11 protein-coding genes and 2 pseudogenes are annotated in these 16,570 nt (G+C 68.7%); 3 read left to right on the top strand and 10 right to left on the bottom strand.

Features of this window, described 5'->3' with window-relative positions; genetic code table 11:
- From D6860_RS25350 to D6860_RS17680, 3 genes and pseudogenes are all read left to right on the top strand, one after another.
- A pseudogene (locus D6860_RS25350) lies at positions 1-435 on the top strand (ATP-dependent RNA helicase); the annotation flags it as partial.
- A gap of 137 nt (positions 436-572) precedes the next feature.
- Positions 573-1,769: a BaiN/RdsA family NAD(P)/FAD-dependent oxidoreductase gene (locus D6860_RS17685; RefSeq protein WP_076625188.1), complete on the top strand. Its 1,197-nt coding sequence runs from the start codon at positions 573-575 to the stop codon at positions 1,767-1,769.
- Positions 1,770-1,824: 55 nt separating this feature from the next.
- Positions 1,825-2,535: a hypothetical protein gene (locus tag D6860_RS17680; RefSeq protein ID WP_076625189.1), complete on the top strand. Its 711-nt coding sequence runs from the start codon at positions 1,825-1,827 to the stop codon at positions 2,533-2,535.
- On the opposite strand, the gene murD is transcribed toward D6860_RS17680, so the two are convergent.
- The 10 genes and pseudogenes from murD to D6860_RS25340 all read right to left on the bottom strand — a co-directional run.
- Positions 2,532-3,947 carry a UDP-N-acetylmuramoyl-L-alanine--D-glutamate ligase gene (murD, locus tag D6860_RS17675; protein WP_076625190.1) on the bottom strand — a complete coding sequence of 472 codons (1,416 nt, stop codon included), beginning with the start codon at positions 3,945-3,947 and terminating at the stop codon, positions 2,532-2,534. The two genes, D6860_RS17680 and murD, sit on opposite strands and share 4 nt — an antisense overlap.
- Positions 3,948-4,275: 328 nt before the next feature.
- The gene (gene mraY, locus D6860_RS17670) at positions 4,276-5,358 is read right to left on the bottom strand and encodes a phospho-N-acetylmuramoyl-pentapeptide-transferase (RefSeq protein WP_076625191.1); all 1,083 of its coding nucleotides are present in this window, start codon (positions 5,356-5,358) and stop codon (positions 4,276-4,278) included.
- Between the two features lie 13 nt (positions 5,359-5,371).
- Positions 5,372-6,805, bottom strand: coding sequence for a UDP-N-acetylmuramoyl-tripeptide--D-alanyl-D-alanine ligase (murF, locus tag D6860_RS17665; RefSeq protein ID WP_076625192.1), 1,434 nt, complete (start codon positions 6,803-6,805; stop codon positions 5,372-5,374).
- Positions 6,802-8,286, bottom strand: coding sequence for a UDP-N-acetylmuramoyl-L-alanyl-D-glutamate--2,6-diaminopimelate ligase (locus D6860_RS17660; RefSeq protein ID WP_076625193.1), 1,485 nt, complete (start codon positions 8,284-8,286; stop codon positions 6,802-6,804). Before D6860_RS17660 ends, murF begins: the two co-directional genes overlap by 4 nt.
- Positions 8,287-8,347: 61 nt before the next feature.
- Positions 8,348-10,138 (bottom strand): peptidoglycan D,D-transpeptidase FtsI family protein, encoded by a 1,791-nt coding sequence (locus D6860_RS17655; RefSeq protein ID WP_076625194.1) that lies wholly within the window; start codon positions 10,136-10,138, stop codon positions 8,348-8,350.
- Positions 10,135-10,479 carry a cell division protein FtsL gene (locus D6860_RS17650; protein WP_083697912.1) on the bottom strand — a complete coding sequence of 115 codons (345 nt, stop codon included), beginning with the start codon at positions 10,477-10,479 and terminating at the stop codon, positions 10,135-10,137. The genes D6860_RS17655 and D6860_RS17650 overlap by 4 nt, the downstream gene beginning before the upstream one ends.
- Positions 10,479-11,471 (bottom strand): 16S rRNA (cytosine(1402)-N(4))-methyltransferase RsmH, encoded by a 993-nt coding sequence (gene rsmH, locus D6860_RS17645; protein ID WP_076625196.1) that lies wholly within the window; start codon positions 11,469-11,471, stop codon positions 10,479-10,481. The genes D6860_RS17650 and rsmH overlap by 1 nt, the downstream gene beginning before the upstream one ends.
- Before the next feature lies 1 nt (position 11,472).
- Complete coding sequence (mraZ, locus tag D6860_RS17640; RefSeq protein WP_128549297.1) at positions 11,473-11,985, bottom strand: division/cell wall cluster transcriptional repressor MraZ; 513 nt, start codon at positions 11,983-11,985, stop codon at positions 11,473-11,475.
- A gap of 769 nt (positions 11,986-12,754) precedes the next feature.
- Complete coding sequence (locus D6860_RS25345) at positions 12,755-12,895, bottom strand: hypothetical protein (RefSeq protein ID WP_157895894.1); 141 nt, start codon at positions 12,893-12,895, stop codon at positions 12,755-12,757.
- Between the two features lie 3,182 nt (positions 12,896-16,077).
- Positions 16,078-16,570, bottom strand: a pseudogene (locus D6860_RS25340) (phage tail protein); the annotation flags it as partial.

Genomic DNA, 16,570 nt, shown 5'->3' with positions numbered 1-16,570 from the left:
CGGCCCCGTCCGCGCGGCGACGCGCCTGAGAAGTTCGGCAAGGGCCCGGCCCACCGCGGCCCGAAGCCGGGCGGCAAACCCGCCGGCAAGGGCAAGCGCGATGGCGAGGACCGGCCCGGCAAGCCCGGCGGCAAGTTCGGCGCGAAACCCTCCGGCAAGTTCGCGGGTGGCAAACCCGCCGGCAAGGGCAAGCGCGACGGCGAGGACCGGCCCGGCAAGCCCGGCGGCTTCGGCAAGCCCGGAGGCGAGGCACGCGGCGGCAAGGGCAGCGCCCCGGACCGCAAGCCCGCGGGCAAGCCTGCCCCGCGCGGCAACGCCTCCAACACCTCGGAGCGGTTCACGCCTCCGGGCAAGAGCGCCAAGCCGCGCCCGGCCCGCGCCAGCGGCAAGCCCAAGGCGGGTGGCATGCAGCCGCCGAAGCGCCGCAAGCCCTGAGCCGCCGCGCGCGCCCCGGGCGGCCGTGACAGAGGGGGCTCTGCCCCCTCGGCCTGCGGCCTCACCCCCGAGGGTATTTGTGAAACCGGAGAAGATGCGGGGTTGCGCGAAGCGGGGCTTCGTGGTCCAGAGCCGCCATGCAGATCGAGACGCTGATCCTTGGTGCCGGCGCCGCCGGCCTGATGTGCGCCGCCCACGCCGGTTCCGGCACGCTGGTGATCGATCACGCGCGCGCGCCGGGCGAGAAGATCCGCATCTCGGGCGGCGGGCGCTGCAACTTCACCAATCTCGGCGTCGAGCCGGCGCGGTTCCTGTCCGGCAACCCGCATTTCTGCAAATCGGCGCTGGCGCGCTACACGCAGTGGGATTTCATCGAGCTGGTCTCGCGCCACGGCATCGCCTGGCACGAGAAGACGCTGGGACAGCTGTTCTGCGACGGCAAGGCGACGCAGATCGTCGCCATGCTGCTGCGCGAGATGGACGCGGCGGGAGCCGAGCTCTGGCTGCGCAGCTCGCTGGCCGATCTGCGCCATGACGGCACCGGTTTCGTGGCGCGGGTGGAGCGTGAGGGCGAGACCCGCGAGGTGCGTGCGCGCAATCTCGTGCTGGCCACCGGTGGCAAGTCGATCCCGAAGATGGGGGCGACCGGGCTTGCCTACGACATCGCCGCGCGCTTCGGGCTCGAAATCGTGTCGCCCCGGGCCGGTCTCGTGCCTTTCACCTTTCCGGACGGACGCTTCTCCGATCTCTCGGGGCTCTCGCTGCCGGTGCGCGCCAGCAACGACCGCGCCGGCTTCGACGAGGCGATGCTCTTCACCCATCGCGGCCTGTCGGGGCCCGCGATCCTGCAACTGTCGAGCTACTGGGCGCCGGGCGAGGCCATTCGGCTGGACCTGCTGCCCGGCGCGGATCTCGCGGGCCACCTGAAAGCCGCCCGCGAGACCTCGGGCCGCAAGAGCGTCGGAACGGTGCTGGGCCAGCTGCTGCCCGCACGGCTGGTGGGCGGGCTAGATGCGCTTTCCGGCGCGCCGCTGGCCACCCCGGTCGGCGCGCTTTCGGACAAGGCCATCGCCGAACTGGCGAGCCGCCTTGCGAGCTGGGAGCTCACGCCGCAGGGCACCGAGGGCTGGCGCACCGCCGAGGTCACGCTGGGCGGTATCGCCACCGACGCGCTGTCGTCGAAGACCATGGAAGCGCGGGACTGCCCGGGGCTTTTCGCCATCGGCGAGGCGGTCGACGTGACCGGATGGCTCGGAGGTTACAACTTCCAATGGGCATGGTCGTCTGGCGCGGCCTGCGGCACCGCCCTGCGCGAACGCAGCGGGATGTCTTGATTTCGTCACCCAGCCGTTACATTTTCGTTAAGATCGAATTTGGAGACGGTAGGACATGGCGCTCACGGACACGCCGACGCTGCATCCGGCCAACTGGCTGCGCGGGATCAAGGCGCAGGTGCCGCGCAAGGCCGTGCGGGACCTATGGAATCGCCTGCAATACGGGCCCGAGGCGCCGCGCTCGGACGAGCTGATCTTCGTCGACCCGCTTCTGATCCGGGACTCCTACGATCGCCATGCCGGCGGCAAGCCGCTGCGGCGGCAGCACAGCGGCATGGTCGTCGGCGGCGACTGGGATCTGTGCCGCACACCCTACGCCGAGAACGTCAAGTCGATCAGCTGCCGGATGCGCTATCTCGAGGGCGCTGACTGGGAGGAGACGCCCATCTTCGAACGGCTGATGCGGCAGATCGCCCGAGGTGAGCGGCCTGACGACTGCGGCAGCCGCGAGGATCTGCTGAACCGCTACCAGACGCTCGACCGGGTCTACGAAGAAACCCGCCGGCGCGGCCGCCTGCTTCCGCAGGCGGACCTTCCCGACTATTTCCGTGGCGAGCACGGCGGGATTCTCGTCCACATCGACCGCGACGGGCTGCCGCTGCGCGCCAGCGGTGGCATGCACCGGCTGGCCATCGCGCAGATCCTCGAGCTGCCGGAGGTGCCGGCGCAACTTGGCGTGGTCCACCCCGAGGCGCTCTACAAGGCGTGTCTCGTGCCGCTGCGCTGCTCGCGCCTTGATCCGGGCCCGCGCGCCGCGACGGGCTAGAGGCCCGTCTGAAGCCCGAGCGCCGTACGGACATGCGCGGCGAAATCCTCGCCGCGTTTCTCGAAATTGTCGTATTGATCGAAGCTCGCCGCGGCCGGCGCCAGCAGCACGACCTCGCCGGGCTGCGCCTCGGACATGGCGCGGCGGACGGCGGTGCCCATGTCGGTGCAGACCTCGGCCTCGAGATCGGCGAGGCCCAGAGCGAAGCCCGCGGCCTCGCGGCCGATGACATAGGCCTTGGCGACATTGGCGAAGCCCGGCGCCAGCGCCTTGAGCCCGCCCTCCTTCATCAGGCCGCCACAGACCCAGCGGATGCGCGGGAAGGCCTGCAGCGCCTTCAGGGCGGCGTCGACGTTGGTGGCCTTGCTGTCGTTGACGTAGGTGATGCCACCAGCCTCGGCGACGATCTGGCTGCGGTGCGGCAACCCCTCGAAACTGTGCAACGCCCGCTCGATCACCCGCGGCGCGATGCCGAGCGCCCGGGCCGCGGCATAGGCCGCACAGGCGTTCTGGTGATTGTGCGCCCCGGGCAGGCCGCGCACCTCGCGCAGGTCGATCGAGGCCATCTGCCGGCCCTTGCGCCACTCGGTCAGAAACCCCTTGCGCGCGAAGATGTCCCAGCCCGGCCCGCTCAGCTTTCGACCGGACGAGACGCGGATGACCCGGTCATCCTCCGGCGCTTCGGAGAGTTGGTTGACGAGGTATCGCCCCTCGGGCTCGTCGACGCCGACGATACAGCGGTCGGGACCACCCTCGGCGAAGAGACGACGCTTGGCTGCGAAATAGCCGCCCATCCCGCCGTGACGGTCGAGATGGTCGGGCGAGAGGTTGGTAAAGACCGCGACGTCCGGCGTCAGCGCCCGCGCCAGGTCCGTCTGGTAGCTCGACAGCTCCAGGACCACGGCGCCGCCGTCGGCAGGCGGGTCGATATCCAGCACTCCGCGCCCGATGTTGCCGGCAAGCTGACAGTCTCGCCCGGCGCTCTGCAGGATGTGATGGATCAGCGCCGAGGTCGTCGACTTGCCGTTCGAACCGGTGACGGCGATGACCTTCGGCGGCTGGTCGAACATCGCCCAGTCGCCGCTGCCGAAGGAGCGGAAGAACAGGCCGATGTCGTTGTCGACGGGTACGCCCGCCTCCCAGGCGGCGGCGATCACCGGGTTGGGCGCCGGGTAGAGATGCGGGATGCCGGGCGAGACCACCAGCCAGCGTACGCCCTCGAAACCGCCCGCGCGGGCGAGATCCCTGACGGCGAACCCCTCCGCCTCGGCCCGCGCCCGCGCCTCGGGGCTGTCGTCCCAACACAGCGGCTCGGCACCGCCCTCGCGCAGCGCCCTCGAAGCTGAAAGGCCGGATCGCCCGAGCCCGAGCACCGCCACCGTCTGTCCTTCGAAACCTGTAACCGGAATCATCTGCCCTGCCCTCGCTCGTTCGTGCCGCATTTACGAAGCGCTACCGCAAGCACCGCGCCATGACCAGTGCGTGGCACAGGCGGCATCAACGCCCTGGGGGCCAGCCCCCTCTGGGCGCGTGCCGCGCCCATTCACCCCCGAAGGTATTTGGAAAGAGAAGAAGACGGGCGCGTGTTTCTTCTGGCCGGAAATATTCCCCGCCGGAGGCAGGCCGGACGCGACCAGATGCGCTTCCGACCCGACTTGGGCGTCAGGCCGGCCACGGCGGTGGAGCCGGGCCGCGTCCGGCGACTTGACCTGTGCGCGGCGGGAGCCGCGCGCCGCTCGGTCAGCGCAGCTTGAGGGTGGCGAGGCCGATCAGCGCGAGGATCAGGGCGATGATCCAGAAGCGGATCACGATCTGCGGCTCGGCCCAGCCCTTCTTCTCGTAGTGGTGGTGGATCGGCGCCATCAGGAACACCCGCTTGCCGGTGCGCTTGAAGTAGAGCACCTGGATGATCACCGAGAGCGCCTCGACCACGAAGAGGCCGCCGACGATGGCCAGCACGATCTCGTGCTTGGTCGCCACCGCGATGGCTCCCAGCGCGCCGCCGAGCGCGAGACTGCCGGTGTCGCCCATGAAGACCGCCGCGGGCGGCGCATTGTACCACAGGAAGCCGAGGCCGCCGCCGATCAGAGCGGCGGAGAAGATCAGGATCTCGCCGGTGCCGGGGACGTAGTGCACGTCGAGATAGTCGGTGAAGTCGGTGCGGCCCACGGCGTAGGCGATGATGCCGAGCGTGCCGCCGGCGATCATCACCGGCATGATGGCCAGCCCGTCGAGCCCGTCGGTGAGGTTCACCGCGTTCGCCGCCCCCACGATCACGATCATCGAGAAGGGCACGAAGAAGATCCCGAGGTTCAGCAGCAGGTCCTTGAAGACCGGGAACGCCAGCTGCCCGGTCAACTCTGCCGGGTGGAACCAGGCCGCCCAGGTGCCTGCGATGCCCGCGATGAGGAAGCCCAGCAGCAGCCGCACCCTGCCCGACACGCCCGCGGTGTTCTGCTTCGAAACCTTGGCGTAGTCGTCGGCGAAGCCGATCGCGGCGTAGCCCATGGTGACGAAGAGCACCATCCACACGAAGGGGTTGTCGAGCCTTGCCCAGAGCAGCGTCGAGGTCAGCAGCGCGCCGACGATGAGCAGCCCGCCCATGGTGGGCGTACCGGCCTTCATGATGTGGCCCTCGGGGCCGTCGTTGCGGATCGGCTGGCCCTTGCCCTGCCGCTTGCGCAGTACGTTGATCAGCGGCAACCCGAAGAGGAAGCCGAAGACCAGCGCCGTCAGGAAGGCGCCGCCGGCGCGGAAGGTGATGTAGCGGAAGAGGTTGAAGACGTCGCCGCCATCGCTGAGTTCGGTCAGCCAGTAGAGCATCGTGTCGTCCTTCTCACCCGTTGCCGCCCGCGGGGGATACGCCCATCCGGCGGATAGCGTCAACCACGCGCGCCAGCGCCATCGAGAGCGAGCCCTTGACCAGCACGACATCGCCGGCGTCGAGGTCATGGCGCACCCGAGCGGCCATCTTGTCGCTGCTCTCGGTCCAGTGGCCGCGCTTCTCCTGCGGCAGCGCACGCCAGAGCTCGCGCATCAGCGGGCCGACGCAATGCACCACGTCGATGTCGCGCATCGAGGGGTGATCCGCCAGCGCACGGTGCAGCGCGATCTCCTCGCGGCCGAGCTCCTTCATGTCGCCGATGTAGCAGATCCGCCGCCCGTGGGCGACGCGCCCCAGCCCGTCGCGCGGACGCGCGCCGGCCAGCACCTCGAGCGAGGCCCCCAGCGAGGCGGGGTTGGCGTTGTAGGCGTCGTCGATCAGCTCGAGCGACAGGTGCGTCTCGACCGGGTCGAGCAGGATCACCTCGCGCTGCCCCCGACCGGCACCCGGATGCCAGCGCCCGAGCGCCGCGATGGCCAGCGCCCGGTCGAGCCCGAGTGCATGCGCCACGGCCAGGACGCCCAGCCCGTTCAACGCGAAATGCCGCCCCGGCACCGCCACCTTGAAGAGAATCGGCGTGCGCCAGGCCCGGCCCTGCGCCACCGTGCAGGTGTCGCCCACCGTGACCTCGGTCAGGCGGTGGTGGGTGCCCGCCGCCTCACCGAAGTCGATGACCTGCGCGGCGTGGGCCGCCGCCATCTCGGCGAGGATCGGCGACACGTCGAGGTCGCCGTTGATCACCGCCGTCCCGCCGGGCTCGAGCCCTTCGAAGATGGCGCCCTTCTCGCGGGCGATGCCCTCGATGCTGTCGAAGGCGGCAAGATGCGCCGGCGCGACGATGGTGACCATGGCCACGTGCGGGCGCGCCATGCGCGACAGCGGCGCGATCTCGCCGGGGTGGTTCATGCCGATCTCGATGACCGCGAAATCCACGTCCGCCGGCATCCGCGCCAGCGTCAGCGGCACGCCCCAGTGGTTGTTGTAGCTCTTTTCGGCGGCGTGAACCGTGCCCTGCGCGCCGAGCACGGTGCGCAGCATCTCCTTGGTCGAGGTCTTGCCGACCGAGCCCGTCACCCCGACGACCTGCGCGCGGGTGCGCGCCCGGGCCGCCTCGCCCAGCCGCTCGAGCCCCGCCTGCACGTCGTCCACGACCAGCAGCCGCGCCGGGTCCACGCCCTCGGGCACCCGGCTCACCAGCGCCGCCGCAGCGCCGTTCGCGAGCGCCTGCGCCACGAAGTCGTGGCCGTCCCGCGCCGCCTTGAGGGCGACGAAGAGGTCGCCCGGCGCGATGGTGCGGGTGTCGATGGAGACGCCGTTCGCGTCCCAGTTGCCCGCGATGCGCCCGCCGGTGGCGGCCGCCGCGTCCTTCGCCGTCCAGAGGGTCACAGGCCCCTCCCGTCCAGCGCGGCCACGGCAACGCTTGCCTGTTCCACGTCGTCGAAGGGGTAGACCGTGTCGCCGACGATCTGGCCGGTCTCGTGGCCCTTGCCGCAGAGCAGCAGCGCGTCACCGGGTCCGAGCATGTCGACGCCGCGCAGGATTGCCTCGGCGCGGTCGCCGACCTCGATCGCGTCGGGGGCGCCTTCGAGCACCTGCGCACGGATCGCGCCCGGCTCTTCCGAGCGCGGGTTGTCGTCGGTGACGATCACCACGTCGGCATGTTCGGCGGCGGCACGGCCCATCAGCGGGCGCTTGCCCGGGTCGCGGTCGCCACCGGCGCCGATGACCGCGATCAGGCGGCCCATGACGTGCGGGCGCAGCGCCTCGATGGCGGTCGAGATCGCGTCGGGGGTATGGGCGAAATCGACGTAGACCCCGGCACCGCTTTCGCGCGTCGCCGCAAGCTGCATCCGGCCGCGCACCGTGTCGAGGCGCGGCAGGGCGCGGAAGACGTCCTCGGCCTCGGCGCCGCAGGAGATCACCAGACCCGCCGCGAGAAGTGCGTTCCAGCCCTGGAAATCCCCGATGAGGTTCAGGCGAAGCTGTTCGACCACGCCGTGCCAGCTGAGCCGGAGTTCCTGCCCGGTCGCGTCGAAGCGCTGGCCGAGCAGCCGCAGGTCGGCGCCCTCGCTCTCGCCCACCGTCAGCACCTCCTGCCCGCGCGCCCGGGCGATGGCCAGCATGTCGATGCCGCGCGCATCGTCGATGTTGATGACCGCGGTGCCCTCTTCGGGCAGCACGCGGGCGAAGAGCCCGGCCTTGGCCGAGAAATATTCCTCGAAGTCGGCGTGGTAGTCGAGGTGGTCCTGCGTGAAGTTGGTGAAGCCCGCAGCCACCAGCTGCACCCCGTCGAGCCGCCGCTGGTCGAGCCCGTGGCTCGAGGCCTCCATGGCGGCATGGGTCACGCCTGCCTCGGCGGCCTCGGCCAGCGCCTTGTGAAGCGTGATCGGATCGGGCGTCGTGTGGCGCAGCGGCGCCTGCCAGTCACCCTCGACCCCGGTGGTGCCGAGGTTTACCGCGCGCAGGCCAAGCTCCTGCCAGATCCGCCGCACGAAGCTCGCCACGCTGGTCTTGCCGTTGGTGCCGGTGACCGCGATCATCGTGGCGGGCTGCGCGCCGAAGAAGAGCGCGCAGGCGTAGGCCAGCGCCTGCCGCGGCTCGGCGGCGATCACCAGTGCGACGTCGCTCTCGGCCAGCGCCTTGCCGGCGAGCTGGGCGCCCTCGGCGTCGGTCAGCACCGCCACGGCCCCCTGCGCGAGCGCGGTCTCGATGAAATGCGCGCCATGCACCTTGGTGCCCGGAAGCGCCGCGAAGAGATGGCCGGGCATCACCGCCCGGCTGTCCACGGATATGCCCGAGATCCACGCCTCTCGGCCGCCGCGCGCCGTCAGGCCAAGATCCGAAAGGCTTTTGGTGTCCTCGTCCATGACAGCGCCGGTCCTTTCATTCTTGTCATTCGCGCCGGCCGGCAGGCGGGCCCGCGGGCCATCACTGCCGGACCAGCGTCACGCCTGCCATGTCGCTTACATCGTACTGGGGACGCAAGCCCAGAAGCGGCGCGATCCTGCCGATCATCTCGGCGGCCACCGGCACGGCGGTCCAGCCGGCGGTGCGGCGCGGCCGGTCGCCTGCGGTCTCGACCGGCTCGTCGAGCGTCACGATCAGCACGTATTTCGGATCTTCCGCCGGGAACATCGAGGCGAAGGTCGCGATGACCTTGTCCTTGTAGTAGCCGCCGCCGTTCTCCTTGGGCTTGTCGGCGGTGCCGGTCTTGCCGCCCACGTTGTAGCCCGGCACCTCGCCGAAGCTCGCGGTGCCCTCGCTCACCACCTTGCGCAGCATCGTCCGCGCCTCGGAGGAGACCTCTTCCGACAGGATGCGCGGCCCAAGCTGCGGCCCGTTCCGCTTGAGCAGCGTCGGGGTGACCTGCCGGCCGCCGTTGGCGATGGTCGAATAGGCCGCCGCGAGATGCAGCGGCGAGGACGACAGCCCGTGCCCGTAGGAGATCGTGACCGAGGACAGGTCGGTCCAGCGCGACGGCAGCAGCGGCTGGCCGCCCGCGGCCTCGACGATCTCGAGCTTCGTCGGCTCGAAGAACCCGAGGCTCTTGAGGAACTCCTGCTGCCGCTCGATGCCGATGGCCAGCGCCAGCTTGCCGGTGCCCCGGTTGGAGCTCTTGATGATGATTTCCTCGACGGGGATCTCGCCGTAGTTGTGGCCCTCGAATTCGCCAATCCGGTGACCGCCGACCTTGAACGGCGGACGCGTGTCGATCATCGTGTCGGGGGTGACGAGGCCCATCTCCATCGCCTGCGCGGCGGCGAAGATCTTGAAGGTCGAGCCCAGCTCGTAGACGCCCTGCACCGCGCGGTTGAACAGCGGGCTGTCCGAGGGCGATCCGCTGATCGGCGCGCGCGGGCGGTCGTTCGGGTCGAAATCGGGCAGCGAGGCGATGGCGATGACCTCGCCGGTGTGCACGTCCATGAGCACGCTTGCCGCACCCTTGGCGTTCAGCAGCCGCATGCCGGCGTCGAGCACCCGCTCGGTCGCCGCCTGCACGGTGAGGTCGATCGACAGCTCCAGCGGCGCGCCCTCGCGGGCGGGATCGCGCAGTTCCTTGTCGAAATACTTCTCGAGACCGGCGGTGCCGATCACCTCGGCCGAGGCGACACCCTCGCGCCCGAAGCTCGCGCCGCCCAGCACATGCGCGGCCAGCGCTCCGTTCGGGTAAAGCCGCATCTCGCGCGGGCCGAACAGCAGCCCGGGCTCGCCGATGTCATGCACCGCCTGCATCTGCTCGGGCGAGATCTTCTTCTTCACCCACAGGAACTTGCGCTTGGGGTCGGTGAAATCCTTGACCATCCGCTCGCGGTCGAGGTCGGGGAAGATCTTCATCAGCTCGTCGGCCGCGCGGATCGGTTCGATCATCTGCTGCGGATGCGCGTAGAGCGAATGGGTCTCCATGTTGGTCGCCAGCACCCGGCCGCGCCGGTCGGTGATGTCCGCCCGGCTTGCAAGGATCGAGGCGCCGCTCGCCCGCGCCCGCGGCTCGCTTGGTTCCGAGGCGGCAAGCAGCCCCATGCGCGCACCGATGGTCCCGAAGGCAAGGAAGAACAGCACCCCAAGCACCAGCAGGCGGCCCTCGGCGCGCACGCGGGCCTTGTCCCGCATCTGCTCGTGGCGGATGCGGATATTCTCGCGTTCGATGGCATCGGGGTTCTCGCCCCTCTGCCGGGCTTCGAGGATGCGCGCGAGCGGACGAAGCGGCGTGCGTGTCATTGGCCCGCCCCCGCGCTGCTCACGTCGATCGGCCCGGACACCACCAGCGGCTGGATGATCGGATAGGCCACCTGGTCGACGCGCCCGAACTGCGCGGGGCGCATCGGCATCAGCTCGAGGCGGTCGAAGTTGATCTCGGCCAGCTCGCGCAGCCGGTCGGGGCGGTTGAGATAGGCCCATTCCGCCTTGAGCACCGCCAGCCGCGCCCGTGCCGCGCCGATATCGCCCTGCAGGGTCTCGACATGGTCAAGCGCCGCCTGGGTCTCGTAGTTCTCCCGGTAGGCCCAGAAGGCAAGCCCGATGAGGCCGAGGAATGTGGTCACGTAGAGCAACGTCCGCATCAGCGTTTCCCCTTGAGCTGAGGCATGTTGAGAGTGTCGGCCCCGACATCGCCCGGAGCCGCGTCGGTGCGCCGCCCGATCCGCAGCCGCGCCGAGCGGGCCCGCGGGTTGGCCGCGAGCTCGTCGGCGTCGGGACCAACGGCCTTGCGGGTGACGGTCTCGAATTGCGGCGCCTCGGTCTCGACCACCGGCGCGTGCCGGCTGACCGCGTTGAGACGCCCCGAGCGTGATTGCAGGAAGCGCTTGACCATGCGGTCCTCGACCGAGTGGAAGGTCACGACACAGAGCCAGCCGCCCGGCTTCAGCACCCGCTCCGCCGCCATGAGCCCGCGCCAGAGCGCGCCGTACTCGTCGTTCACGGCGATGCGCAGCGCCTGGAAGCTGCGGGTGGCCGGATGGCTCTGCCCCGGCTTCGGGCGCGGCAGGCAGGACTCGACGATCGACGACAGCCGCGCGGTGGTCTCGATGGGCTGCTCCTCGCGCGCCTTGACGATGGCCCGCGCGATCCGGCGCGAGGCGCGCTCTTCGCCATAAGTATAGAGCACGTCGGCCAGCGTCGTTTCGTCGAGCCGGTTCACCAGTTCCGCGGCGCTCTCGCCCGACTGCGCCATGCGCATGTCGAGGGGGCCGTCCTTCTGGAACGAGAAGCCGCGCTCGGCGCGGTCGAGCTGCATGGAACTGACGCCGAGGTCGAGCACCACGCCATCGACCTCCGGGGCCACCTCGTCCATGTCTGCGAAGTTGCCGACCACCAGCTCGAGCCGGTCGCCGTATTGCCCGCGCCAGGGCTCGGCCATCTCGTGCGCCAGCGGATCACGGTCGATGCCGATCACCTTGTCGGCGCCGGCCTCGAGCAGGCCACGGGCGTAGCCCCCTGCCCCGAAGGTGCCGTCGATCCAGGTTCCCGAGACCGGCGCGACCGCCTCCAGCAGCGGTCGCAGGAGAACCGGGACATGCGGCGCGGTGTTCTTGTCGTCCGCCGCAGGCGCCATGTCAGACCTCCTCTTCCTCGTCATTCTCGTCGAGCAGCATCAGCGGGTCCTCGGCGTCGAAGTCCTCGAGATCGTCCTCGACCTCGGCCACGTCGGCCTCGTAGGCACCGGGCTCCCAGATCTGGAAGGTGTCGACGTTGCCGGTGAACTGCGCCTCGTTGCTGATGCCGATCTTCTCGCGCAGCTTGGCGGGCAGCACGATGCGGCCCGTTTCGTCGACGCTGGTGGTGATCGACAGGGTCGAGAACAGCCGCTCGAGGATGCGGCGCTTCTTCGAGCCGCGCTTCATCCGGCTGATGCGGTCCTCGACGTCCTCGATTTCCTGGATGGTGTAGCACTCGAGATACTTGCGGCGCTGGTCGCCGTAGACGATCACGAAGTTGGGGTTGAGCCCATCGACCCAGTCGGGGTCGCCCGCTTCGAGGACACGGCGAAAGCTGGCAGGAATGGACACCCTGCCCTTTGTGTCGACCTTGTGCCGACTTTCGCCTCTGAACCTCAGCCTGCGGCTCACTGCACCTACCTGCGCCCCCTGAACGAAATACGGCGGGTTGATCTGCTGCCACCGATCAACCCGCCGCCTTGACCCGATGTCCGGGCTAGTCCGACTGCACGCGCCACCTGGGGGGATGTTCTGCTCGCTCGCGCGCCGGATCTCTCTGTTTCACGATGAAGGGCGGGCGCCTGTATGAACCTGCTCTTTTATGTTTTATTCTGGATAGTTGCGGGGCTTTGTTAACCCTCTAACCCGTCCTTCATCGTGGTTAAAGGTATGTCACGGGAATTCATGGGAGGCAACGGGTTTTTTCACCACCCACCTACCAAATTTTGTCCACAGGCCGCCCGAGAAACAACATCTAGAGAAGCTCATTGCGAAAGGTCACGAATATGTGGGGATACGGAACCCCTTCACAACAAGATATGGTAACGCTGTCGTGAAGAAGTCACGGCCCACGAAATCCCAACTTTTTTCTCTTGCCTGAGTGACGCTTTCAGGCGTCATCGGCCGCTTCGGGATTCGAGCGCTCACAGACGACGAATCCATCCGAATCTGAACGCCAAAATGCAAGTTCCGCCGGTTCCGCAAGCTGCCGCCACCATCGCCCATGATTTCCCATACACGGGTCCCACGGTTTCCCATGACCTCGCCCCACCTGCGACCGTTGTAGCGTTTGTAGCGTGACAGCGAAGTTTGCAGTGAATTACAGCGAAGTTTACAGCAACGCGATTTTCGCGCTGGGCGGTTGAAGCGGCTGTTGAAGCCCCGTTGAACTACCTTTCCCTCAGAACGTCCCGATCCCGCCACCGCTCGACACTTCCTCAGTGTCCGCGAGGTTGGCGCGGTCGCGCTTGAACACCTGTCCGCCGATCACCGCGGCGAGCATCCAGACGTTCTCGCCCAGCCAGGTTGTCAGGTGCTTCACGACGATCACCACGCGCTCACGGTGCTGGTGTCATCGTTCGCCGTGTCGTCGCCGGTCAGGCCATCGCTCGCCCACGCCGCCTGCAGCTCCGCGAGGTCGGTGACGGTAACCCCACGCACGGCCCCCAGCGATGCCCCATCCAGCACATACTCGTTGCCGTCGCTTGTGGCGCCGCCGGTCGAGCCGCTGGCACCGCTCCAAAGAAGCGCCTGAGACGCCGCCCCGTGGATCTCGAAGTAGGTATCGCTCAGCGTGTTGTCGCCCGAGAGGTTCGCGCCGTCCGGCCCCTCGTTGAAGCCATAGGCCAGAAGCCCGGTGTCCTCGATGATCACCGCGTTGCCGACCCACCGCGTGTTGGTCGCCGCCTTGGGATAGAGCGCGGAGCCGTTGGCAGCGGTCGGAACCAGGCGCACCGTGTTCTCGATGATGTCCACATCGTCGGTGCCCTTGACCACGATCCCCTGCAACCCCGACGTGACGCGGTTGAGCGCCGCGATGCCCGATACGTTCTCCCCGATCTCGAGGCCGTGCGGGTTGCTGCCCTGCGCCAGAAAGTCGTTGTCGATCACCAATGCATCGGAGATCGCAGGCGGGCTCAGGGTCGAACTGTCAGTGCCGAGCAGAAGCGCATGGTTCACAACCGCCTTGAAGTCGTTCCCGACCACCGTCACCGCCTTCGTCCCAGTGAAGCGATAACTGAAAGCGCCCCACTCCCCCTCTGTCCAGCAGTCCCAGAACCCGATGCGCTCGTGCACCTGCGCCGTGTTGGCCGGCGTCAGAATGATGTTCGGCGGGGTGGAGCCGACGCCAGAGAGGCCGACGAGGGCGCACCCCACGAAGCCGACGCCCTTCACGGCATAGTCCGCCTCGAACCGGATCAGGTGGGCGGCACTGGTGTAAGCGCGCTGCACGAGGCGACAGTTGAAGAACAGGATGTTGCTGGCGAGCGCCGTGCCTGCCGAGGGGTTGACCCAGATCGTCGTGCAGCCATCGGTCGACGGCAGGATGGTGAGCCCGTCGAACTGGATGTTCGAAGCAGCTGCCGATCGCACGTTGATGACACCGTTGGTCCCCGATGCGTTGGTGATACTCGCACTACCCTCCACATAGGGTCGGAACACCACCGGCAGATCGAACTCACCGCTCAGGATGAAGCGTCCCGCATTGTCCTCGGCGAACGAGCCATCGCAGAGGATCAGGTAATCGCCCGTAGAGGGCACCACGGACAGCGCCTGCGTCAAGGTCGCGTAGGGTGCCTCGCGCGACCCATCGCCATCGGCATCGCTGCCGGCGGGCAGGAACGCCGCGTCGGGGGCAGCGACGTAGATCGTGCCAGCGCTCGGCTTGTGGACCTTCGGCGGGTTCAGACGGGCAAACAGCTTCGACGGGCGGATGACCGCCGCGATCGCACTGGTCACAGAGAGCGCGCCGCGCACGGTCGGCTGACGTTTCACCTGCGCCCCAAGCACCTCGGCCATCTTCACACCATTCGCCCAACGGCCGGCAGCGGCTTGCGTCAGCGCCGTGATCGTGGACTTGGACGGCTCGACGTCCATCAGGCGCAGATCGAACGAGCCGATGAAGGAGCCCGCATTGAGGCCGGTCACACCCACGCAGATCTGGTTGGTCGTGTTGGACGGAATGTAGCTATAGGCCCAGAATAGCCGGACGCCTTCCGCAAGATCGACGTAACCGCTGTCGCCGGACGAGGTCGAGATGAAGGCAAAGCCACTGCCGTCGGTCTGCGTGCCGGGGTTGGGGACCGTCGCCGACGTCATGGCAACACCCGGCGGGACCGCGACGATGCAGGCGCAGAAGAACCAGGTGTCGGTCGTGGTGGCTGCATCGGCAGAGAAGATCGCGTACTCCGAAGACGTCGCGGTCTTTCGGGCGGCCCGTGTCGCGCCGGTGCGGGACTGGTAACGAGGCTCGACAGTCTGCCAGGTCGCCTCGGCGCGCATCTCCGGCTCACCGGCCAGCTGGTTGTCGTATCCATCCGGGGTGCCACCGGACGCAATGGTGATCGGGGTCGGGAGGACGGTTTCGTCGATGCTTGCCTGCGTCAGCAGCGGTGCCGAGCGCACACCTTCCGCCCATGCACCGGCCAGCGCTTGCGTCAGTGCGGTAACGGTCGACGCATCCGGCTCGGCAGCCATCAGCCGCAGATCGAACCAGCTCATCAGGGTGCCGGCGTTCACGCTGGCAAGGCCCAGACAGATCTGGTCGGAGCTGCCCGCCGGAATGTAGCCATAGCACCAGTAGAGCCGGGCATCGTCGGACAGGTCGATGTAGCCGCCATCCCCGGTCGAGGCGAAGCTGATTGCGGAGAACGAGCCGGTGCCGCTTGCTTCGGTCTGGGTGCCGGGTGCTGGCTCGGTGGCGGACGGCATGGACACACCGTCCGGGGTCGACACGATGAAGGCCCCGAAGAACCAGGTGTCGGTGGTGGTCGCGCTGGTGCCCGTGTAGACGGCATGCTCCGACCCGGTGCTGCCCTTCTCCGCCGCCCGGAACGTGCCGATGTCGTAGCGGTCAGCCTGGGACACGTCGCCCCACGTGGCCCCGTTCCGCATATCGGGCTCTGCCGCAAAGATATTCGCCATGCCCTCGACCGTGCCACCGGCAGCGATGGTGACGGATTGAAGGAGGTCTGCATCGTCGAGCTTGGCGTCGAGCTCGGTCAGCAGGAAATTCCCGTTCTGGAACTCCGTAAACACAATATCGTCGGTGCCGATGGTCGTGACCTCGGAGCCGGTGAAGTAGGTTCTCCCGCGCCCGACGGTGCCGCCGGTGACATAAACGTAGGTCCGCTGCACCTCCGCGCCCTCGTCCATGTCGGTCGCGCGCGTCCAGGCCCCGGAAGCCGTCACCCAGATCCCGTTCTCGGCAGGGTCCGTCTGCCCCACCAGCAGCACCCGCGAGGCGCTGGTCGTGACGCCGTCGATGGTCTGCTCGCCCGACAGGGTGACGTTGCCCGTGGCGACCACCGCCACCGGCCCGCCCGCCGTCGGGCTGCCGCCGGCGATGACCGTCCCCTCGAGCGCGGTGACGCGGGTGCCGAGCGCGTCGGTCACCGTGACCGGGGCCAAGACACCAGCGGCCGCGAGAATGCTCGCAAGCGCGCTCGTGGACAGCAGGCCTNTTCCGTCGTGGGAACACCACCATCGGCCATGCGGCTCTCCTTAGTAAATCGTGGCAGAGAATGCGGGCGTCGGATCGCCCGCGACATTGTCAACGTTTTGCGGGACCAAGACGTAGTCCCAGGTCCCGGCCGGCGCGCAGGCGGCGGTCTCGCGGTAGAGCACCACGCGGCTCACGGCACCGTCGAAGTCGCTGCTCGCCGCCAGCTCGAGCGTGTCGTTGCCGGTGGCGGCGGTCAGTTCGAGGAAGTGGGTGCCGTCGGCGTCGAGCGCGGTGGCGCTCACCGGGGAGCCGCCGGTGAAGGACGGCGTGAGCGTGCCGGCGGTGCGCCCGGTGATCTCTATCGCGAGCCGGTAGGTCGCGCCGGCGCTGAGCGCGACCGGCTGGGTCAGCGCATCGGCGGTGCCGGCGGTGTGGGTGGCGTCGCCGCCGGCGATGGTCCAGCCCGCGCCCGCCGTCCAGGGCCCCGCGTCATTGAAGTCGCCGCCGCCGACCAGGGTGGTCCGCGTGGCGTCGCCGTCGGTGATCGTGGTG

It is taken from the genome of Salipiger sp. D13, from assembly GCF_003703915.1.
Lineage (GTDB): Bacteria > Pseudomonadota > Alphaproteobacteria > Rhodobacterales > Rhodobacteraceae > Salipiger > Salipiger profundus.
This window is presented reverse-complemented; position numbering and strand designations above follow the sequence as displayed.

Excerpts from the sequence above, each read along its gene's own strand:
- D6860_RS17685 (WP_076625188.1), top strand. The coding sequence starts at position 573 with ATGCAGATCGAGACGCTGATCCTTGGTGCCGGCGCCGCCGGCCTGATG.
- D6860_RS17680 (WP_076625189.1), top strand. The coding sequence starts at position 1,825 with ATGGCGCTCACGGACACGCCGACGCTGCATCCGGCCAACTGGCTGCGC.
- murD (WP_076625190.1), bottom strand. The coding sequence starts at position 3,947 with ATGATTCCGGTTACAGGTTTCGAAGGACAGACGGTGGCGGTGCTCGGG.
- mraY (WP_076625191.1), bottom strand. The coding sequence starts at position 5,358 with ATGCTCTACTGGCTGACCGAACTCAGCGATGGCGGCGACGTCTTCAAC.
- D6860_RS17660 (WP_076625193.1), bottom strand. The coding sequence starts at position 8,286 with ATGGACGAGGACACCAAAAGCCTTTCGGATCTTGGCCTGACGGCGCGC.
- D6860_RS17655 (WP_076625194.1), bottom strand. The coding sequence starts at position 10,138 with ATGACACGCACGCCGCTTCGTCCGCTCGCGCGCATCCTCGAAGCCCGG.
- D6860_RS17650 (WP_083697912.1), bottom strand. The coding sequence starts at position 10,479 with ATGCGGACGTTGCTCTACGTGACCACATTCCTCGGCCTCATCGGGCTT.
- rsmH (WP_076625196.1), bottom strand. The coding sequence starts at position 11,471 with ATGGCGCCTGCGGCGGACGACAAGAACACCGCGCCGCATGTCCCGGTT.